The organism is Pseudomonas triclosanedens (assembly GCF_026686735.1).
Lineage (GTDB): Bacteria > Pseudomonadota > Gammaproteobacteria > Pseudomonadales > Pseudomonadaceae > Pseudomonas > Pseudomonas triclosanedens.
Map to the genome: position 1 here is coordinate 5,555,159 of NZ_CP113432.1, position 20,896 is coordinate 5,576,054.

At 65.4% G+C, this 20,896-nt stretch carries 18 protein-coding genes; 6 read left to right on the top strand and 12 right to left on the bottom strand.

Features of this window, described 5'->3' with window-relative positions:
* The first annotated feature begins 65 nt into the window (after positions 1-65).
* From OU419_RS25835 to OU419_RS25850, 4 genes are all read left to right on the top strand, one after another.
* Positions 66-398, top strand: coding sequence for a DMT family transporter (locus OU419_RS25835; RefSeq protein WP_254472241.1), 333 nt, complete (start codon positions 66-68; stop codon positions 396-398).
* Between the two features lie 115 nt (positions 399-513).
* On the top strand, positions 514-1,689 hold the full coding sequence (locus OU419_RS25840) for an NAD(P)/FAD-dependent oxidoreductase (protein ID WP_254472240.1): 1,176 nt from the start codon (positions 514-516) through the stop codon (positions 1,687-1,689).
* Positions 1,686-2,489, top strand: a complete 804-nt coding sequence (locus tag OU419_RS25845; protein WP_254472239.1) for an aldo/keto reductase — start codon at positions 1,686-1,688, stop codon at positions 2,487-2,489. Before OU419_RS25840 ends, OU419_RS25845 begins: the two co-directional genes overlap by 4 nt.
* 307 nt (positions 2,490-2,796) lie before the next feature.
* Positions 2,797-3,708 (top strand): metal ABC transporter ATPase, encoded by a 912-nt coding sequence (locus OU419_RS25850; RefSeq protein ID WP_254472238.1) that lies wholly within the window; start codon positions 2,797-2,799, stop codon positions 3,706-3,708.
* Positions 3,709-3,807: 99 nt separating this feature from the next.
* Here OU419_RS25850 and OU419_RS25855 read toward each other — a convergent pair whose 3' ends face one another.
* The 6 genes from OU419_RS25855 to msbA form a co-directional block, all read right to left on the bottom strand.
* Positions 3,808-5,013, bottom strand: coding sequence for an acyl-CoA dehydrogenase family protein (locus tag OU419_RS25855; protein WP_254472237.1), 1,206 nt, complete (start codon positions 5,011-5,013; stop codon positions 3,808-3,810).
* A gap of 11 nt (positions 5,014-5,024) precedes the next feature.
* A complete protein-coding gene (locus OU419_RS25860; protein WP_254472236.1) occupies positions 5,025-6,308 on the bottom strand; it encodes an acyl-CoA dehydrogenase family protein in 1,284 nt (427 codons plus the stop codon).
* 264 nt (positions 6,309-6,572) lie between these two features.
* The gene (gene hldE / locus OU419_RS25865; RefSeq protein WP_254472235.1) at positions 6,573-7,997 is read right to left on the bottom strand and encodes a bifunctional D-glycero-beta-D-manno-heptose-7-phosphate kinase/D-glycero-beta-D-manno-heptose 1-phosphate adenylyltransferase HldE; all 1,425 of its coding nucleotides are present in this window, start codon (positions 7,995-7,997) and stop codon (positions 6,573-6,575) included.
* A gap of 96 nt (positions 7,998-8,093) precedes the next feature.
* Complete coding sequence (locus OU419_RS25870; protein ID WP_254472234.1) at positions 8,094-9,509, bottom strand: PIG-L deacetylase family protein; 1,416 nt, start codon at positions 9,507-9,509, stop codon at positions 8,094-8,096.
* 65 nt (positions 9,510-9,574) lie between these two features.
* Positions 9,575-10,471: a GNAT family N-acetyltransferase gene (locus OU419_RS25875; protein ID WP_254472233.1), complete on the bottom strand. Its 897-nt coding sequence runs from the start codon at positions 10,469-10,471 to the stop codon at positions 9,575-9,577.
* Between the two features lie 19 nt (positions 10,472-10,490).
* Positions 10,491-12,329: a lipid A export permease/ATP-binding protein MsbA gene (gene msbA / locus OU419_RS25880; protein WP_254472232.1), complete on the bottom strand. Its 1,839-nt coding sequence runs from the start codon at positions 12,327-12,329 to the stop codon at positions 10,491-10,493.
* 91 nt (positions 12,330-12,420) lie between these two features.
* On the opposite strand from msbA, the gene OU419_RS25885 reads away from it, so the two are divergent.
* Both OU419_RS25885 and OU419_RS25890 read left to right on the top strand, forming a co-directional pair.
* On the top strand, positions 12,421-13,080 hold the full coding sequence (locus OU419_RS25885) for a phosphotransferase (RefSeq protein WP_254472231.1): 660 nt from the start codon (positions 12,421-12,423) through the stop codon (positions 13,078-13,080).
* A 49-nt stretch (positions 13,081-13,129) separates the two neighbouring features.
* Positions 13,130-13,993, top strand: a complete 864-nt coding sequence (locus OU419_RS25890) for a glycosyltransferase (RefSeq protein ID WP_254472230.1) — start codon at positions 13,130-13,132, stop codon at positions 13,991-13,993.
* A gap of 42 nt (positions 13,994-14,035) precedes the next feature.
* On the opposite strand, the gene OU419_RS25895 is transcribed toward OU419_RS25890, so the two are convergent.
* From OU419_RS25895 to OU419_RS25920, 6 genes are read right to left on the bottom strand one after another with little or no spacing between them, the layout of a single operon-like run.
* Positions 14,036-15,241, bottom strand: a complete 1,206-nt coding sequence (locus OU419_RS25895; RefSeq protein WP_254472229.1) for an O-antigen ligase family protein — start codon at positions 15,239-15,241, stop codon at positions 14,036-14,038.
* A 53-nt stretch (positions 15,242-15,294) separates the two neighbouring features.
* Entirely contained in the window at positions 15,295-15,909 is a 615-nt protein-coding gene (locus OU419_RS25900) for a hypothetical protein (protein WP_254472228.1), read from the bottom strand.
* A gap of 5 nt (positions 15,910-15,914) precedes the next feature.
* Positions 15,915-16,784, bottom strand: coding sequence for a hypothetical protein (locus tag OU419_RS25905; RefSeq protein ID WP_254472227.1), 870 nt, complete (start codon positions 16,782-16,784; stop codon positions 15,915-15,917).
* On the bottom strand, positions 16,784-18,127 hold the full coding sequence (locus OU419_RS25910; RefSeq protein ID WP_254472226.1) for a UDP-glucose dehydrogenase family protein: 1,344 nt from the start codon (positions 18,125-18,127) through the stop codon (positions 16,784-16,786). The genes OU419_RS25905 and OU419_RS25910 overlap by 1 nt, the downstream gene beginning before the upstream one ends.
* A gap of 38 nt (positions 18,128-18,165) precedes the next feature.
* Positions 18,166-19,134, bottom strand: a complete 969-nt coding sequence (locus OU419_RS25915; RefSeq protein ID WP_254472225.1) for a glycosyltransferase — start codon at positions 19,132-19,134, stop codon at positions 18,166-18,168.
* Between the two features lie 16 nt (positions 19,135-19,150).
* Positions 19,151-20,890 (bottom strand): carbamoyltransferase family protein, encoded by a 1,740-nt coding sequence (locus OU419_RS25920; protein ID WP_254472224.1) that lies wholly within the window; start codon positions 20,888-20,890, stop codon positions 19,151-19,153.
* Positions 20,891-20,896 lie beyond the last annotated feature (6 nt).

The following is a 20,896-nucleotide window of genomic DNA, read 5'->3' on the forward strand; positions in this document are numbered from 1 at the left end:
GGACAGTTTCGAACGCAACCCACTCGCCGCACACTGCGGCGCGCCGCTTCCGGGGAGGACATGACATGCCCGGCTACCTCTATCTCGCCATCGCCATCGTCGCCGAGGTCATCGCCACCGCTTCGCTGAAGTCGGTCAAGGGCCTGTCCACCCCGCTGCCCCTGGTGCTGGTGATCGTCGGCTATGCGATCTCCTTCTGGATGCTAACGCTGGTAGTGCGCAGCATCCCGGTCGGCATCGCCTACGCCATCTGGGCAGGCCTGGGCATCGTGCTGGTCAGCATCGCCGCGCTGGTGCTCTACCAGCAGAAGCTCGATACCCCGGCGCTGCTGGGCATGGGCCTGATCGTCAGCGGCGTGGTGGTGATCCAGTTGTTCTCCAGCAACGCCGGCCACTGAGTTCCGCAGGCTGCGCGTCGACCAGGCGCGCTGGAAGGGCCTCGCCCCGGCTCGCGCGATCAGCGCAGCCGAGAGAGTTATACTGCGCGCTTCGTTTTCCCCACGAGGCGCTTTCATGTCCGAATCCCTGAGCACCGACATCCTCATCGTCGGCGGCGGCATCGCCGGTCTCTGGCTCAACGCCCGCCTGCGGCGCGCCGGTTTCTCCACCGTGCTGGTGGAGAACGCTGCACTGGGCGGCGTGCAGAGCATGCGCTCGCAGGGAATCATTCATGGCGGCACCAAGTACGCGCTGCACGGCGCGCTGACCGGCGCCTCCGAAGCCATCGCCGACATGCCCGCGCTCTGGCGCGACTGCCTGGCCGGCACTGGCGAGCTGGACCTGCGCGGCGTGCGCGTGCTCTCCGACGCGCACTACCTGTGGTCGCCCGGCGGCCTGGCCGGCAACCTCACCAGCTTCTTCGCCAGCAAGGCAGTGCGCAGCCGTGTCGCCCAGGTGAAAGGCGCGGAACTGCCGCCGGCATTGCAGGACAAAGCCTTCAAAGGCAAAGCCTACCGCCTCACCGAACTGGTGCTGGACGTTCCCAGCCTGATCGCGCGGCTTGCCGAACTGGCCGGCGACAGCCTGCTGGCCGGCGAGCGCCTCGAAGCCTTGCGCGAGGACGGCAAGCTGGCCGGCCTGCGGGTCGATGGCCGTGAGATCCGCGCCCAGCGCGTGGTGCTCAGCGCCGGGGCCGGCAACGAAGCACTGCTGCGCGATCTGGGCCTGGAGCGTCCCGAGATGCAGCGCCGCCCGCTGCACATGGTGCTGGTCACCGCGCCGACCCTGAAACCGCTGTACGCCCACTGCCTGGGTGGCGGGCCGAAACCCCGCGTCACCGTCACCACCCATCCGCTCGGCAACGGCCAGTGGGTCTGGTACCTCGGCGGCGACATCGCCGAAGCCGGCGGCGTAGCCCGCGACGAGGCCGAGCAGATTGCCGAAGCGCAGCGCGAACTGCACAAGCTGATGCCGTGGATCGATCTCTCCGCCGCCCGCTGGGCCACTCTGCGGGTCGACCGCGCCGAGCCGGCGCAGAGCAACCTGCTGCGCCCGGACAGCGCCTTCCTCGCCGAAGACGGCGCGCTTCTGGTCGGCTGGCCGACCAAGCTGGCACTGGCGCCGAACTTCGCCGACCGGGTCGTCGAATCGCTGCACAAGCATGGCATCCGCCCGCAAGCCAGCGCCGCCCTGCCGGACCTGCCGCGCCCGGCCACGGCCCGTCCGGTCTGGGAGGAACTGTTCGGATGAACACTCTGCATCACCTGCACCGTCTGCTGGGCGCCACCGGGCTGAAGGTTTCGCCGCTGGGCCTGGGCACCGTGAAACTCGGCCGCGACCAGGGCGTGAAATACCCCGAAGGCTTCCGCATTCCCGATGACCGCGAGGCCGCCAACCTGATTGCCACCGCCCGCGACCTGGGCATCAACCTCATCGACACCGCGCCCGCCTACGGCCACAGCGAGGAGCGCCTCGGCCCGCTGCTGCGCGGACAGCGCGACGCCTGGGTGATCGTCAGCAAGACCGGCGAGGAATTCGAGGCCGGCCAGTCGCACTTCGACTTCAGCGCCACCCATACCCGCCGCTCGGTGGAACGCAGCCTCAAGCGCCTGGAAACCGATTACATCGACCTGGTGCTGGTGCACTCCGATGGCAACGACCTGGACATCCTGCGCGGCACCGAAGTCTACGCGACACTCGAACGCCTGAAGCAGGAGGGCCTGATCCGCGGCTTCGGCTTCTCCGGCAAGACCGTGGACGGCGGCCTGCTGGCGCTGGAGCGCGGCGACTGCGCGATGGTCACCTACAACCTCAGGGAACAGGCCGAGAAGGCAGTGATCGACCACGCCCAGGCCAACGGCCGCGGCATCCTGATCAAGAAAGCCCTGGCCAGCGGCCACGCCGCCCTCGCCCCCGGCGTGGACCCGATACGCGCCAGCTTCGAGCTGGTGCTGGGCCATCCCGGGGTCGCCAGCGCCATCGTCGGCACCATCAACCCGCTGCACCTGCGCCACAACGTGAACATCGCCGCCGAGGTGCTCGACCGCTGATCAGCGGTCATGTGGATTGAATATTCCTGTGCCATGCTCAGAGTCCCCCGAGGAAATCGCGGGCACAGAAAGTGTCGCCAGCCGGCCATTCCCCAGTAAAAACCACGGAATGTCCAAGCCTTTCAGGGAAAAATCCGGAAATCCTTTTGATTTTCGATAGCACCGGGATCGGTGCGAGGCTGTAGCGACTCCATAGAATCGATCGGCCGGACCGTCCTGCAAGGACGGTCAGCGTTCGCGTCGGCGTCGTCCAGCAGAGAACGACATACCCGGCGCAACCCGGCGCCCTGTACGAGAAGGAGCCAACATGCCCCGTACGCTCGCCCGCAAGGATCCGACCGCCTTCAAGACACTGCCGCTGCTGGTGGAAGCCGGCGCGGATGGCCTCGCCTACCAGACCCTCGGCAAGCCGCTGAACTTCGCCCAGGTACTGGAACGGCGCCGCCCCATCGAGATCGACGACAACGAACGCTTCGTCGCCGAGCTGGCCAACCTCGGCGTCTCGGTGCGCCTGACCCTGAACTTCCAGGGCCGCGACCACTGGATCCTGGTGCGCCAGCGTCGCCTCGACCGTGGCGACACAGTACTCAAGCTGATTTCCGGCTATGTTCCGGCCCACGAACTGAACCTTCCGCTACTCACCGCCATCCAGGAAGTCGCCGAGGAGTGCCTGGTGGAGACCGCCGACGGCTGGCTGGGCGGACGTTTCGGCGATACCTGGCTGCCGACGCCGTACGAAGGCATCCTGCGCTACCGCGAAGCCAGCCAGTTCTCCCTGACCCCGCTGTCCGGCGCCGCCCGCCCGGTGCAGGCCGGCGCGCTGCGCCTGCTGGAGCGCCCGCAGGCGTATGTGCACCTGCCGACCGCTTCGCTGCAATTGGTCTACGACCTGCGCATGGAGCTTCCAAGGGATGTGCGCGACGTCAGCCTGTTCCATGTCGACGAGAAACTCGAAAGCGGCCCGCTGGTTGCGCGTCTTGATCGCCGTCGCCCGGATATCTACCTGCTGCCGCTGGAGCACGGTCAGCCGACCGGCGAGCTGTTCACCCTGAGCAAGGGTGAACTGTGCAAGGCGAGTACCCGCGGCCTGTGGCTGTCGGAGAGTTTCGCCGAGCAGGACGGCTGGCTGGTGCGGAACGAGCGCATTCGCTTCCGCGAATGGATGGAGCAGTGGCCGCCCGCCAACGGTAACTCCGGCAGCGGGCGGCGCACGGCCTGACAGGCCCTTCGGCGATCAGGCCGGCTTGCCGGCCGGATCGCGGATAGATCCACTCCCGCGGGAGCATCGCACGCCGGAATGGAAGCCGGCCGGCGTCCATCACTTCAACTGGCTGGAGCTTTTGCCCAGCAGCCGCCGCGCGATGATCAGCAGTTGGATCTGCTGGGTGCCCTCGAAGATGTCGAGAATCTTCGAATCGCGCGCCCACTTCTCCAGCAACTCTTCCTCGGCGTAACCCAGCGCGCCGGCCAGTTCCACGCACTTGAGCGTCACCTCGTTGGCCACCCTCCCGGCCTTCGCCTTGGCGATGGAGGCCTCCTTGGAGTTGGGCAGGCGATTGTCGGCCATCCAGGCGGCCTTCAGCGTCAGCAGCCGTGCGGCTTCCCATTCGGCTTCCAGGCGATACAGCGTGGCCTCTGCGTGGCTGGCGCAGAGCAGCGGCTGGCGATAGTCGAAGCGGCAACCGGCCTTCTTCAGCAGTTCGCGGGTGCGGTCCAGAGAAGCCTTGGCCACCCCCACTGCCATCGCTGCCACCAGCGGGCGGGTGTTGTCGAAGGTTTCCATTACCCCGGCAAAACCTTTCTGCACATCGATTTCGGCGTTGCCCAGCAGATTGGCTGCCGGCACGCGACAGTCGCTGAAGCTGATGGACGTGGTGTCCGATGCCTTGATACCGAGTTTTTTCTCCAGCCGGGTAACGGTCATGCCCGGCGTACCCTTTTCCACCACGAACGACTTGATCGCCGCACGGCCCAGGCTCTTGTCCAGGGTCGCCCAGACCACTACCGCATCGGCCCGCGCGCCGGAGGTGACAAAGATCTTCTCGCCATTGAGCACATAGTGGTCGCCATCGCGGGTGGCCGTGGTGCGGATTGCCGCAGAGTCCGAGCCGCAGCCCGGCTCGGTGATGGCCATCGCGGCCCAGGTTCCGGAGAAGCGCTTGAGCTGCTCCTCGTTGGCCACCGCGGCGATGGCGGCGTTGCCCAGCCCCTGGCGCGGCATGGCCAGCAGCAGGCCGACGTCGCCCCAGCACATTTCCATCACGCCCAGGCAGGCGGAAAGGTTGCCGCCATTCTTCACGCCCTCTTCCACGGCGCCCTTGCGCTTGCTGGCGGAGCTGGCGCCCACGGCGTCCGGCGAGCCGGCATTCATACCGTCGAGCAAGGCCGCCAGCAGGTCGAGTTCCTTGGGATAGGCATGCTCGGACTTGTCGTACTTGCGCGATATCGGGCGCAGATAGTTTTCGGCTACCTGGCGGGCCTGGTTCTGCAGGGTTCGGAACTTCTTCGGCGTTTCGAGATACATGGAAAAGCTCCTTAGAGATGCAGGCCGCCAGCCATCAGGCTGACCGCGCGCAAGTCGCGGTACCAGCGCTCGGCCGGATGCTCCTGGGTGAAACCGTGGCCACCGAGCAGTTGCACGGCATCGGTGCCGATCTTCATGGCCTTCTCCGCGCAGAGCAGCCGCGCCAGGTAGGCCTCGCGGTGGAACGGCTGCCCGCGCTCGGCCAGCGCACAGGCGCGCCAGACCATCAGGCGCATGGCATCCAGCTCGATGGCGATGTCGGAGACCATGAACGCCACCCCCTGGCGATGGCTGATCGGCTCCCCGAACGCCTCGCGCTCGTTGCAGTAGGTGATCACATAGTCGAGCGCGGCCTGCGCAGTACCCACCGCCAGCGCGCACCAGGCCAGCGCCGCATGATCGAGGAACGCCGTGTAGTCGAAGTGCTCCGCCGCCAGCCGGTGTTCGGTGGGCACCTTCACACTCTTGAAGCGAACCCGCGCGGTGCCGGCCGCCTTCAGGCCCATCGCCGGCTCGGAGCGAACTTCCACACCCTTGGCGCGGGCATCCACCAGAAACAGCGCCGGCCCGTCGCCGGAGTCGGCGGCGACGATCAGCTTCTGCGCATCCACGCCACGCAGCACCAGGCATTTCTCGCCCGACAGCAGGTAGTGCCCGCCGCGCTTGCGCGCCTTGGCGGACAGCCGCTGCGGGTCGGCCAGAAGTTGTGGCTCGTTCACCGCGATGGCGATCAGCGGCGCCGCTTCCTCGGCCACGAAGGCCGGCAGCCAGCGCGACTGTTGCTCCGCAGAGGCCCAGCGGCGGATGCAGTTGGCCGCCGACAGCGGCACCAGCAACGCGGCGGCCAGGCTCATGTCGCCCCGGGCGAGAGCTTCGGCTATCAGGGCGTTGGTCAGGGTGGTGCGCTCGCCGGCCATGCCGCCGTGCACTTCGCCGACGCCGTAGTGGGTCAGCCCCAGTTCCTGCGCCTGGGACAGCAGCTCCAGGCTGAGGCTGGCCCTGGCGTCGGCATCATGGGCAGCCGGGCGCAGCACGTCGGCTGCGAAGCCTTCGAGCATCTCCACCAGCATCTGCTGTTCATCGGACAGGGACAGGTCGAACAGCCCGTCAGGGTCGACCTTCCTCGGCATCTTGCTCTGTTTCGCAGCGCGCTCGCTGACCATGCGAAAGCCCGTACGGCTACCGCTATAGAGCAGCTTTTCGAATGGCTTGCGCAGTTTCAGGCGGTCCGGCCAGTCGGCCTGGGCGACACGGTTCAGCACGGCCAGGGCACGGCCCTGCACGTCGGTGGTCATGGCATCTCGCTCCGCGGAGGGTGGATGCCGTCGATCATGCGCCGGGAATTGTGGGAGGAACCATGACCGCTTTGCCGCCGGTCGCTGGCAGAGCGGTCAGTGCCGCAGCAAAGGAAAACCGGCCTGACGGCCGGTTCGCGCGCCCTGCCGGAGGGACGGTCCTGGCAGGTCCGCAGGCGCTTTCATGCGTGGCGCCACCGGGTCGATGAGGATCGCCCGGCCCCCTCGCCGGGCGCCGCTCTCGCCGCCAGGGCCGGAGCCAGGTCAGCCCTGGTGGCGGATCTTCTCGACGATGGCGGTAGTGGAGCTGTTCTCCACCAGCCCCAGCACGCGGACCTCGCCGCCATAAGCCTTGACGATATCTGCGCCGACCACCTGCTCGACGCCATAGTCGCCGCCTTTCACCAGCACATCCGGGCGGACTTCGGTAAGCAGACGCTCGGGCGTGTCCTCGCCGAAGCTGACGACCCAGTCCACCGCGCCGAGGCCGGCCAGCACGGCCATGCGACGGTCGACGCTGTTGATCGGGCGGCCCGGGCCCTTCAGGCGGGTCACCGAGCTGTCGTCGTTGACTGCGACGATCAGGCGGTCGCCCTGGGCGCGCGCCTGCTCCAGGTAGGTCACATGGCCGGCGTGGAGGATGTCGAAGCAGCCATTGGTGAAGACGATCTTCTCACCGTGGGCACGTGCGTCCTCGATCGCCAGCAGCAACTGGTCGAGGCTCAGCACGCCGCGCTCGGAGCCCTGCTCGCGCTGGACAGCACGGCGCAGTTCCGGGGCGCTGATGGCAGCGGTACCCAGCTTGCCGACCACGATACCGGCGGCAAGATTGGCCAAGGCCACGGCCTGGGGCAGGTCTTCACCGGCGGCCAGGGCGCCGGCCAGGGTGGAAATCACCGTGTCGCCGGCGCCGGTGACGTCGAACACCTCGCGGGCGCGGGCCGGCAGGTGCAGGGCGCTATGGCCGGGACGCAGCAGGGTCATGCCGTGCTCGCCACGAGTCACCAGCAGCGCGCCGAGTTCCAGCTCGGTCATCAGTTGCTGGCCCTTGGCGACCAGATCGGCCTCGTCGGTGCAACGGCCGACAATGGCTTCGAACTCGGAGAGGTTCGGAGTGATCAGGCTGGCGCCACGGTAGATGGCGAAGTCCTTGCCCTTGGGATCGGCCAGCACCGGGATGCCGCGCTGGCGGGCGGCCTGGATCAATTGCTGGTGGTTCTTCAGCGCGCCCTTGCCATAGTCCGAGAGCACCAGCACGCGCGCCTGTTCGAGCAGCGCTTCGACATCTGCGGAGAGGGCGGCGGCGTCGGTGCGGAAGGGCTCTTCGAAGTCCACGCGCAGCAGTTGCTGGTGGCGGCTCATGACCCGCAGCTTGACGATGGTGGGCTGGCCGGCGATGCGCTGGAAGCGGGTGGTGACGCCCACCGCCTGCAGGCTGTCGCTGAGGCTGTCGGAGGCTTCGTCGATGCCGGTGACGCCGACCAGGAAGGCCGGTGCGCCGAGGGCGGCAAGGTTCAGCGCGACGTTGGCGGCGCCGCCGGGGCGGTCCTCATGCTGCTCGACCCGCACCACGGGCACCGGCGCCTCGGGCGAAATGCGCGAGGTCGCGCCGTGCCAGTAGCGGTCGAGCATAACGTCGCCAACCACCAGCACGGGGGCCTGATCGAATCGGGGCATGGTCAGTTTCATGGGAACTCCGCAGGTCGAAATCGCCGCGGATAATACCATAGCCGCCTGGTGCGACTTGCGCCGAGCTGGCGGCGCATTCGACGCTCCGCGCCAGGCTCAGTCGACCTTGCGCACCCAGAACAGCTCATGACGGCGCACGGCCTTGCGGAAGAACTCGTCGTCGCCGGTCACCGGCCAGCGGCGCCCTGCAAGAGCGCGCTGGATCAGCCGGCGCAGGCGCTTCTTGGCACTCAGCGGGGTCTGCAGGTCATGTTGCAGCGCCAGAGCTTCGGCCTTGTCGATGCGTGTCGCGGCATCGAGCACAGGGCTCCACAGCGGATCGGCCGGCAACGGTTCGATACAAGGTGGCAGGGCGATGCCGCCGTCGGCCGGGCCCATCGGCCAGCGGTCGTTGTCGTGCAGATGATTGGCGTAGAGCAGGAGGGTCTGCGGCTTCCAGCTACTGCTGCGGCCAATGGCTTCGAGTACCGCACGGGTGGCGTGTACGTGGTCGGCGTGCGGATCGAGTTCCGGGTGAGCGGTGAGGACCACATCGGGGCGAATGTGATCGAGCAGCGCGGTCAGGTCGGCAACCAGGTTCAGCCAGGTGGGGGCGCCGTCGGTGTCTCCGGGCAGACGCAAGGCGTTGAAGCCGCGCGCAGTACGGGTGTCGCTGTCGCCCGAATCGCGCGAGCCGAACGGTTGGCTCGGCTCGGCGGCCATGCCGGGCAGTTGCAGGCAGTAGTAGCCCAGTTGCACGCAACGCTCGGCCGGCACGCCGCCCCAGAGCGGCGCGGCGATGCTGTCCCAGGTTCGCAGGCGGCCCTTCAGGCGCGCGGCGGCGGCCTTGTCCAGGCCCAGGCGTTCATAGTGCTCGGCCTCTATCTCGCCCTGGGTCAGGGTGACGATCCACGCCTCCGGGCAGCGGCTGTACTGACCGAAGGCTGCCAGCTCGGCGTCGTCGGCGTGGGGCGCGATGATCAGCAGGCGCTGGCTGGCATAGTCGGGGTTGCGGAAGGCGTGCAGCACGCCCTGTTGCGCCAGCCGGCAATGGCGGCCACGCAGGCGCAGACGGCCGGCACGCAGGGCCTCGCCCTGGCCAGACAGATTGATGTAGCGCTTGCCGCTGACGCCGCGCTCGAAGTCCTGGCGGTCGCTCTCGACGCCGTCGATCAGCACCTGGGGATCGAGCCAGCGGCCCAGCAGCGACGCCTTGACGTCGAGTTCCAGCAGCAGGGTTTCCTCGTCCACCGGCAGCGCGCCCGTGGCGACATGCAGACCATGCGGGCCGAGGGAGACCGGCAAGGCCATCGAGCCCTGCGGGAAGTCGTAGCGGTAGTCGTCGCGCGGAGAATAGAACAGGTGGTCGGCGAACCACGCTTCATGGGCGATCCAACCGAGGACGACGGCCAGCGGCACGCTCCACCAGGGCGCGAAGATGCCCAGCAGGATCAGCGCCAGCACGGCAACGAGCAGGACTGCGCGCTTCTTGCGGCGGTGCTGTTTGAGCAGTTGCTGCTTACGGGCGCTCATCGATGGTTCTCCGTAATCCTACTGTTGGCTCAGCTGGCGCTGCGCAGGAGGCCGGCGCTTCCGGGTCAGACCTGGAACACCGGCACGCGGTGGCACCAGCGGTCCTTGTATTCGCGGTCGGCGCGACCGAAGGAATAGCGCAACGGCTTGCCCAGCGCCTCGGCTTCGGCCCAGGCTTCCTGGGTATTGACGAAGCTCAGTACGCTGCCGGGGCTGAACTCGCGGTTTTCCGGTGCGACACCACCGTTGATGTACTCGACGCTGATCCACTTCGGCGACTCGACCCGATAGAGAATCTGGATCGCCACCGGCTCGCCGTCCAGACGCACCAGCGAGCCGCGCATGAATTCGCGCATCAGGCCGAACACTTCGGCCAGCCGCGCCTTGCCCGGCACCTCGAATTCCCAGCGGCGCTGGAACAGATCGGCATAGATGCGCGCCTGTTCCTCGGGGCTCAGCTCGCTCATCGGCTGCAGCACGCCGCCGGCCTCCTCCAGCAGACGCTGTTCGCGGCGCTGGTTGTAGCGGAACTTCTTCGAGAAATCTGCCGGCGCGCGGTTCATCGCCAGTTGCTCGGGCTGCTCGCGGGCACCGCGGACCTGCTCGCGGTTGAGCTCGGACAGGTAACGCACCTGATGGCGCAGCTCGATGTGCGCGCCTTCGGCAATCGGCAGGATGATCTCGGCATTGCCCAGGTCGAACAACGCCTTCTTGCCCTGGCGCTTGAGCACGTCCTTGGATAGCGCGAGGTTGCGCCCCCAGGTCGGCACTGCGGCGCGCAATTCGTCGCCGTCGAACCAGCCCAGGTAGCGCACCGGGATGCCGGCCAGACCGGCCAGGCGCTCAACCACTTCGGGGTGGGTAGCGACGCTACCGCCGAAACGCTGCCAGGCGGCGGCGTAATCCGCCGCCGCGATGGGCGTCCAGCCGCGCTCGCGGAAGACTCGCAGACGATTCAGCATGTACGGCTATTCCACGCCGTCATACCGGCTGCTCGACCGGCGCTTCTTCAGTCCCGTCGACCGGGTCGTCGGCGAACTGACGAGCGTGCAGGCGGGCGTAGTAGCCATTCTGCGCGATCAGTTCGTCATGGGAGCCGCGCTCGACGATGTGGCCCTGATCCATCACCAGGATCATGTCCGCCGCCTCGATGGTGCTCAGGCGGTGAGCGATGACCAGGGTGGTGCGGCCTTCCATCACCTTCTCCAGGGCGGCCTGGATATGCCGCTCGGACTCGGTGTCCAGTGCCGAGGTGGCCTCGTCGAGGATCAGCACCGGGGCGTCCTTGAGCAGCGCACGGGCGATCGCCAGGCGCTGGCGCTGACCGCCGGAGAGCATCACGCCGTTCTCGCCGACCTCGGTGTCGAAGCCTTCGGGCAGGCGGTCGATGAACTCGCGGGCGAAGGCGTCGTCAGCGGCCTTTTCCACTGCGCTGCGCGGCTTGTCGGCCAGGTCGCCATAGGCGATGTTGTTCAGAACGCTGTCGTTGAACAGGTTGACCTGCTGGGTGACCAGGGCGATGTGCTTGCGCAGGTTGCGCAGCCGGTACTCCTCGACATCCACGCCATCGAGCAGAATCTGCCCGTCGCTATGGGCGTAGAAGCGCGGGATGAGGTTCGCCAGGGTCGACTTGCCGCTGCCGGAGCGACCGACCAGGGCGACCATCTGGCCCGGCTCGACAGTGAAGTTCAGGTCGTTGAGCACCTGCTTCTCGGTGCCCGGATAGGTGAAGCTGAGATTCTTCACTTCCAGGCGGCCGCTGACGCGGTCGCGCTCGATGGTGCCCTTGTCCACTTCCTGCGGCTGGTCTAACTGCTCGAAGATGCTCTCCGCGCCGGCGACGCCCTTCTGGATGGTGGAGCTGACTTCGGAAAGCTGGCGGATCGGCTTGGGCAACAGGCCGGCCATGGAGATATAGGCGACCAGCTCGCCCGCGGTGGCATCGCCGCGCAGCAGCAGGACCAGATAGAGCAGCACGGCCATCGCGCTGTAGATCACCAGTTGCAGCATCGGCGTGTAAACCGCCGACGTCTTGTTCATGCGCAGGTTCTTCTTGGTGTTCTCGCTGCTCACCTTGAGGAAACGCTTGCTCTCGTAGGGCTCGCCGCCGAAGCTGCGGACCACGCGGTAGCCGTGGATGGTCTCCGAGGCAACATGGGTGACGTCGCCCATCGCCACCTGGATCTTCTTGCTCTGCTTGCGGAATTTGCGGCTGGCGCTGGTCACCATCACCGCGATGACCGGCAGGATCGCCAGCATCACCAGGGTCAGCTTCCAGTTCATGTACAGCAGCGAGCCGAACAGGAACACCACGGTCATGCCTTCGCGGATCACCACCTTGATGGCGTCGGTGGCGGCACCGGTAACCATCGTCACGTTGAAGGTAATGCGCGAAATCAGGTGGCCGGAATTGTGCCGGTCGAAGTAGCGGTTGGGCAGAGTCAGCAGGTTGTTGAACAGTTCCACGCGCAGGTCGTGGACCAGGCCCAGGGAAACCTTGGCCAGGAAATAGTTGCCGAGGAACGAGCCAACACCCTGCCAGAGGGCGATCAGCACCACCAGCAGCGGTACGGCATAGAGCAGTTCCAGGTCACGCAACCAGTGCCAGGGAGCGTCTGGGAACAACGCGGCGTCCGGGTTGGTCAGGCCGTCGACGAAGTACTTGAGGATGCCGGCAAGCATCGGCTGGGTGGCGGCGAAGATCAGGAAACCGACAATGCTCAGTGCGAACAGGCCCGCATAAGGGCGCACATAGGAGAGCAGACGGAAGTAGATCTTGACGCTGGACACCGGCTGGGCGCTCCGGGGAGAATCACTCATGAAGTGCAAGCTGCCTTGTCGTAAGAAGACTGCGGATGATACCACCCCAGTCCCATTCCATGCTGCCCCCAGGTCTGACAGTCCGTTTCCCATGAATGCCCTCGACGACTCCTCCTATCACTCGCTCGTCGACGGCGCCGAAGTGATCGAACGCGATCCTCATGGCGACAAGGTCCTGCACCTGCGCGATGGCAGTTTCCTCAAGCTGTTCCGCCGCAAGCGCCTGCTTTCCACAGCGATCATTTCGCCGCCGGAGAAGCGCTTCCTGAACAACTGCAGCATCCTCGCCGACAAGGGCATTCCCTGTCCGCGCGCGCTTCGCACCTACAACTTTCCCGAAATCGAACGCACCGCCGTGCGCTACGAGCCCCTTCCAGGCCATACCCTGCGCAGCTACATCCCGACGCAGGAGCCCGAGCGCCAGCTAGAGATACTCCGCGACGTGGCGGCGTTCATCGCCCATCTGCACGACAAGGGGATCTACTTCCGCTCGTTGCATCTGGGCAATGTCATCCTCACGCCATCCGGGGCCTACGGACTGATAGATATTTCCGACCTGCGAACCAGCGTTCTCCCCTTGTCGCGGGCCAAGCGAAAACGTAATTTCAAGCACTTGCTGCGCTACAAGAAGGACATTGCACTGATCCGGAAACTGGGTCTGACAGCCTTCTTCGACCACTACAACAAGAACTCGACTACGCCCCTGGACGGCCAGGAGATCGCCTCCGAGTACGACGCTTCCAGGGCGTGACACAGACAATGGGAGCACGGCTCCACCCCAGATCAGGGAATGCCCGGAAATGAACGATACGGTAAAGATCTTCGTCGGTTGTGATCCGAACGACTGCGATCTCGAACAGATGATGGTGCTCGAATACAGCCTCCGCAAACATGCTTCGCAGCCGGTCGAAATCCATTGGATGCAACTGTCCCACGATCCCTCGAGCTTCTGGTACTCCAAGCCCGAAGCCGGTGAAGGCTGGCGCAGCGACGACTGGACCACGCCCTTCTCGGGCTTTCGCTGGAGCATTCCGGCGTTCTGCAACTTCGAAGGCCGGGCCATCTACATGGACGCCGACGTCGTGATCCTCAGCGACATCGCCGAACTGTGGAACACCCCGTTCGAGCAGGGCAAGATCGTGATGGCCAAGGGCGGCGAGGAATCCTGGCGCTTCTGTGTGTCGATGTGGGACTGCGCCGCGGCCAAGGCACACCTGCCACCGCTGGAAGAAATCCGTGGCGACCGCAAGGCGCACCACAAGCTGCGTGACTATTTCCGCCACCATACCCAGCTGATCCAGGCGTTCGACACTCAGTTCAACAATATCGACGGTGAAGGTCACCCGATCGACGCGATCAAGATCCTGCACTACTCGGACATCGGCACCCAGCTATCGCACAAGCACTCGTTCAAGCGCCTGGAAAGCCAGGGTGAGAAGCACTGGTTCGACGGGGCGGTGTTCGATCATCCGCGCAAGGACCTGATCGAGCTGTTCGACCGCTACCTGGCCGAAGCCCTGGCCGCCGGCTATTCGCTGGACAACTACAAGGTCAAGCAGCGCTTCGGCACCATCACCAAGGCGTCGCAGAAGAACTACAAGGGTAACGACGTTACCCGCGGCAAGAAGAGCGGCGGCCTGCTGAGCCGCCTGTTCGGACGGTGATCGAAACGGGCCGCCACGCCAGCGCGTGACGGCCCGTCGCCCTCAGATCCGCCTTTCGACCCGGTACTGGGTCGCCACCGCCAGGCAGCCGGCCATCGGCAGCCAGAACCACATCCACACAAGGTTCGGCGCCGCCACGAAGAAGTGCAGCTCCACGGTCATGACCACGGCAGCCGCCGCCATCACCGAGAACCACAGCCGCGCGAAGTCAGTGCGCGCCTTCCACGCGCCCCACAGGCAGGCGGCCATCGCCAGCAGCATGGTGATCAGTCCCACCAGGCCGAACTGATAGAGCACCTCCAGGTAAAGACTGTGCGGGTTGCGCACCACCTGGCCGGTGGACAGGGTGACCCTGCCCAGCTCGGTGTGCGAACCGTGGCCGAACCACCAGGCCTCGCCGATACGCTCGAAGACCACGCGCCAGATCTCGTCACGCTTGGTCAGCCCGCGGGAGCCGAACTCATACACCACCTGTTCGAAACCGAACACCAGCACGGCGATGCCCGCCAGCACGGCCAGGCCGATTGCATAGATCCTCTGGCGCCCTTCGGTCATGCACAGCACCAGCACGCTGGCGCCCATCAGGCCGGCAACCCAGGCGGAACGCGCGAAGGTGAAGTACAGATAGACGAAGAGCACCAGCGTGCAGACCAGCCAGAGCAGCCGCATGGCCCAGTTGCGCGCACGAAGCAGCAGCCAGACAGCGACGATGAAGCAGAATGCGTAGTGCATGCCTGCCTCGATGGTGATGCCGAAATCCGCGATGCCGGGAATACCGGAGTCCTTGATGTTCATCACCCGATAGCCGAGCTCGAACTGCCCCTGCAGAGCCTTGTTCAGCAGCGAGAAACCAGCGAAACCAGCGCCAGCCAGGGCGTCCAGGCCAAGCACGAAGAGCCACGGGCGACTCTCGCGCCCGCCCATCACCATCACCACCCAGGTGAAGAACAGGATGACCAGCAGTTGTTTGACCGAGCTGGGCGAGTCCGTGAGGATGGCGTTGAGCATCAAGCCCATCCAGAACACGAGATAGAGCAGGAACGCCAGGGATGCCAGGCGCGCCCTCTCGCGGAACAGTTCCAGCGACAGGAAGATCACCGCCAGGAACGCGCCCAAGCGGATGCTTTTCAGCCAGTCGCCGTTCTCCGTCGGCCACCAGAAGCGGCCCACCACCAGCATGCTCAGGGTGACGACCGCAAAGGCGAGCCCCACCAGTTTCAACCAATCCGACCGTCTTTCGAGTTGCATAAATCCACGCTGGCAAGTCAGTTGTCGAGAGCCGGCCGGTGCCGGCCCCGGAGTTAGAGTTTGATGACGGTCACGCCGGAAGAGCGCGTCCATTCCCGTTCGAAATCCCAGGCGTGGCCATCCCAGAAAGAGCCGCCCTCATCGGAGAAGCCCACCAGCACGATTTCGTAGTCGGCCTGTTTCAAACGCTTCACGTAATCGAAGAAGGCCACGGCGTAGAAGCCGGTAGACGGCCCGCCACGGGTCGGCAGCATCTCGTAGGGATAGCCTTCCAGAGCCGGGAACGGCTGGCGCAACGGCAGGAATGAAACACCACGGTGCGACTCCGGCAGACTGTCGGCGTCGCCGCCCAGCAGAACGCTGTGGAAACGCTGGTTGAACCAAGGGAACAGCCGCAGCCAGCCCTTGTAAGGGAAGCCGAAATAGCCGCCCTTGCGGTAGTTGTGACGATGAATGAACAGGTTGTGCAACTGGCGGCGCAGCAACGCGCGGTTGCGGCATTTGTTAAAGCTCACCACCAGGTCATCCGGCCCCAGCGCCAGCGCATCGATATGCTCGCGAGTGATGGCCGGGTTATTGGCCAGCAGCACGATCCGGCGCGACGCCTCGATGCGCGCCAGCAACTCCGGCGACAGGCGTTCCAGTGATTGTTGAGCAGCCGACAGCATCGGGTTCAGTCCTTCAACATCGCGGCGATATCCTCCGCCGCATACAGCTTCGCAATGACCAGGTCATTGCCACCCTGCTTCAGGTTCGCGCTGTACAGCGCAATGTCCTGAGTACCCGGAACACTCAGGAAGTGTTCGTCGGTATCGGAAATCTGCCGGATCCGCACGCCGGAACGCAGGGCGTGCCAGTGCAGCCAGATATCGTCGGCTTTCGGCGTCACCGGCACGAAGGCATCGCCCTCGCGCCGCAGCACCTCCTGCAACGCCGCGGGATACAGCACGCCGGACACCCCGATGGCGAAGTTGCGCAGGCTCGGCGCCTTATCCAGTTGGGTCATCCAGCCGTGGTAGGGCTGGATCACGCCATCCTCGATGCCCACCTGCTTGGCCTTGTAGCAGACCACCTGGTCCGGTGTTCGCTCGTGCGCGGCCTGCAGGCCGGCGAGCCAGGTTTGCGGATAGAGCACATCATCGTCGGCGGTCACCAGCGGCGCGCCGATTCTCTCACCCTGGACGTACGGAAAGTATTTCTTGTGCGGCCCGTAATTATTGCAGCGCTTTACCTCAAGGCCTCGCGCCTGCAGACGCCGCAACGGCGCGGGCAGGTCAGCCAGAACAGGTTCCTCGTCGACCCACAGAATCAGCCGCGACGGCAACAGCGCACCGGCAGCGATGGACTCCAAGGTGATGTGCACGCGGCGCAGACGGGTGGAGTAGCTGGTCAGCGACACCACGGGCCCGCCCTCGGCCACCACCCGGCGCGTGCCGAAGCGGTTGACCAGGGCGTACTTGAGCAACAGGTATTTGCGCTGCAGACGGGTGCGGTACTTGCGAACCTTCCTGGCGAGTTTCGAGCTTCCTGCGTGGCGACCCATCAGGCGCCGTGCTCCAGCGAGTCGCCACGGCCGATGGCGTAGTAACGCAGGCCGGCGGCATGCACTTCGTCGGGGTTATACAGGTTGCGACCGTCGACGATCACCGGGTGGCGCAGGGTCGAGGCGATATAGGCGAAGTCCACCGCGCGGAACTCCTTCCACTCGGTGCAGATCACCAACACGTCGGCGCCCTGCAGCACCGCCTCGCGGCTGCCGACCAGTTCCAGGTCGGCGCGCTCGCCATAGGCCCGGGCGATCTCGTGCGCGGCGACCGGATCATAGGCACGGACGCGGGCACCACGCTCCCACAGAGCTTCCATCAGCGTGCGACTGGGAGCCTCACGGATGTCGTCGGTGTTGGGCTTGAACGCCAGGCCCCAGATCCCCACGGTCAGTCCGGCGAGTTGGCCATCGAAGGCCTGCGCCAGCTTCTGCAGGAGGATGTTCTTCTGCCGGCCATTGACCTGCTCGACCGCTCGCAGCAGCTCGGCGTCATAGCCGATCTCCTCGGCGGTGCGCGCCAGGGCCTGGACATCCTTGGGGAAGCAGGAGCCGCCATAGCCGCAGCCGGGGTAGATGAAGTGGTAGCCGATGCGCGGATCGGAACCGATCCCCATGCGTACCTGTTCGATGTCCGCGCCAACGCGCTCGGCGATATTGGCGATTTCGTTCATGAAGCTGATTTTGGTCGCCAGCATGGCGTTGGCGGCGTACTTGGTCAGCTCGGAGGCGCGCACGCCCATGAAGAACAGCTTGTCGTGGTTGCGGTTGTACGGCGCGTAGCACTCGCGCATCAGGGTGCGCACTTCTTCCGAGTCGGTACCGACGACGATACGCGGGCCACGGGTGAAGTCTTCGATTGCCGCGCCTTCCTTGAGGAATTCGGGGTTCGAGCAAACGTCGAAACGCACGTCCACGCCGCGCTTACGCTGCTCGTCGAGCACAGCGGCCTGGACCTTGTCGGCTGTGCCGACCGGCACGGTGGATTTGTTCACCACCACTTTGTAGCTATCGATGTGCTGGCCAATGGTGCGCGCCACGGTAAGCACATGGGTCAAGTCGGCCGAGCCGTTCTCGTCCGGCGGCGTGCCCACGGCGATGAACAGCAGCGTGCCGAAGGCGATAGCCGAAGCGGCATCCTCGGTGAAGCTGATACGTCCGGCGGCAAGGTTGCTGCGCACCATGACGTCCAGGCCGGGTTCATAGATCGGAATCTGTCCCTGAGACAGCATCCGGGTGCGCTCGCTGTTGGTGTCGACGCAAATGACCTGATGCCCGGCATCCGCCAGGCAGGCCCCGGTCACCAGGCCGACGTAACCGCTACCGAAGATCGTGATTTTCATGCTGAGACCCTGCTGTTGCGAGGTCGCCCGCCCGCACATCAAGCGCGGGAGAACAGCGACCCCAGCCGCCGGAGAAGACTCGGGCGGCTGATTCCTTGGGGATTTGGGTGAGGCAGCGCAAGCACTCTGGAGAAAGCTTCGGCGCGCTGGCTCAGGCGGTGACGCTCGAATACCAGGTCATGTCCCGCCTGGGCGATGGCCTGCGCCTGCCCGGGAGCAGCCAGCAGTTGCCGGTACTTCTCCAGCAGTTCCTCGACGGTGTCGTAGTGCACCACGTTCTGCATATCGACAAGCCCGAGCAACCCGTCCTCGGTGGGCTGACGCTTGGCAACCAGAACACAGCCGCACGCCATGGCTTCGAAGTTCTTGGCCATGTACTCGTTGAAGCCGATATCGGCACTGAGGAAAAAGCGAATGCGGTTGAGCACCGCCAGGTACTCGTCGGGATTCTCGGTGCGCAGCAATTGCAGGGGTGTCGCTTCCGCCACCCGGTCGAGCAACTCCTTGCGGCGCCCGTAGACCTTGCTCTTGATCCGGCCGACGAAGGCCAGGTCGATATCCCGCGGCTGGCCGAGGTCCTTGAGCTGGCGGTCGTCGAATGCCTTGGGCACGAAGTGCGCGTTGACGCCCTGTCTGGCGAAATAGGTGCGCACGGACTCGCTGGTGTAGATCACCGGCGCGCCACGCAGGGACTCGAAGAAGCGCAGGAACTTGCCGTAGAACTTGCTCTCGCCCATGAACTCCTGGTACGCGTCCTCTTCGTAGTACACCAGGCCCGGCAACGCGCGCACGCTGTCGAAGGCGTGCGCGGCGCGGCGCAGGGGGATGTCGAAGAGCACTCGCTCATACCCGCTGGTGTCCAGTTGGGCCAGGGTACGCGGCAGGTCGTGGATCTCCTCCTTGGTCAGCTTGATCATCCGCGAACCGGGGTTCAGCGCGATCACGCCTTCATAGAGGGTATCCAGCGAACGAGCACGCTCGGCCCGGTTGATGATCAGAACACGCATGCAGGCGCTCCGCCGATCACTGAACGCCGTCCTTGACCACCAGGATGTCCTGCATGATCAGGTATTGCAGGTCCGAGCCGTAGAACATGTTCAGCGCATCGGTCGGCGAGCAGATCATCGGCTCGCCACGGCGGTTCAGCGAAGTGTTCAACGCCACGCCGTTGCCGGTGAGCTTCTCCAGCTCTTTCATCATGTCGTAGTAGCGCGGGTTGAACTCGCGCTTGAGCACCTGGGCACGGGACGTGCCGTCTTCATGGACGACTTCCGGCACACGGGTCTTCCACTCCTCGTTGACCTCGAAGGTGAAGGTCATGAACGGGGCCGGATGGTCGATCTTGAACATCTGCGGGCCGACGGTATCGAGCATCGACGGGCAGAAGGGCCTCCAGCGCTCGCGGAACTTGATCTGCGCGTTGATGCGGTCGGCCACGCCGGCGATGCTCGGGCAACCGATGATCGAGCGGCCGCCCAGGGCGCGCGGGCCGAACTCCATGCGGCCCTGGAACCAGGCCACCGGATTGCCTTCGACCAGCACCTTGGCGATGTACTCGGGCACGTTGTCGATCTTGCGCCACTGCGGCTTGGCCTCGTGGCGGGCGCAGGCGGCGATGACGTCTTCGTTGCTGTACTCCGGGCCGAGGTAGACGTGCTCCATCTTCTCGACCGGCACGCCGCGCTCCCAGGACACGTACGCGGCGGCGCCAACGGCGGTGCCGGCGTCGCTGGCCGCGGGCTGCACGTACAGTTCCTTGACCTCGGGACGGGCGATGATCTTCTGGTTGAGCTTGACGTTCAGTGCGCAGCCGCCGGCGAACGCAATCTTGCCGGTCTCGCGAATGATGTCGCCCAGGTAGTAATCCATCATCTCCAGCGCCAGCTTCTCGAACAGGGCCTGGATGCTGGCGGCGTAATGGATGTACGGATCGTCGGCGATGTCGCCTTCGCGTTTCGGGCCGAGCCACTCGATCAGCTTGGGCGAGAAGTAATAGCCCTTGCCCTTTTCCTTGTAGCGACGGAAGCCGATGACGTTGGCGTAGTCGGTGTTGATGATCAGCTCGCCGTTCTCGAACTTGGCCAGGCGGGAGAAATCGTACTTGCTGGCATCGCCGTAAGGCGCCATGCCCATGACCTTGAACTCGCCGTCGAGCATGTCGAAGCCGAGGTATTCGGTCAGCGCGCCGTACAGGCCACCCAGGGAGTCCGGATCGTAGAACTCCTTGATCTTGTGGATCTTGCCGTTCTCGCCATAGCCGAAGAAGGTAGTGGCGTACTCGCCCTTGCCGTCGATCCCGAGGATCGCGGTCTTCTCCTTGAAGCCGGAGCAGTGGTAAGCGCTGGAGGCATGGGCCAGGTGGTGCTCCACCGGCTGGATCTTGGTCTTCTTCAGGTCGAAGCCCAGTTGCTGCAGGCACCACTGGATGCGCTTGTAGTAGCGGTGGTAGCGGCGGTTGCCGAGCAGGATGGCGTCCAGCGCACGATCCGGGGCGTAGGCGTAGCGCTTAGCGTAGTGCCAGCGGGCCTTGTCGAAGATGCTGATGGGGGCGAACGGAATGGCCACCACGTCAACGTCGGACGGCTTGATCCCGGCCTGTTCCAGGCAGAACTTGGCCGACTCGTAGGGCATGCGGTTCTTCGCGTGCTTGTCGCGGACGAAGCGCTCTTCTTCGGCGGCCGCGACCAGCTTGCCGTCGATGTACAGGGCGGCGGAAGGGTCATGGCTTACGGCGCCGGACAGGCCGAGGATGGTCAATGCCACAGGGTC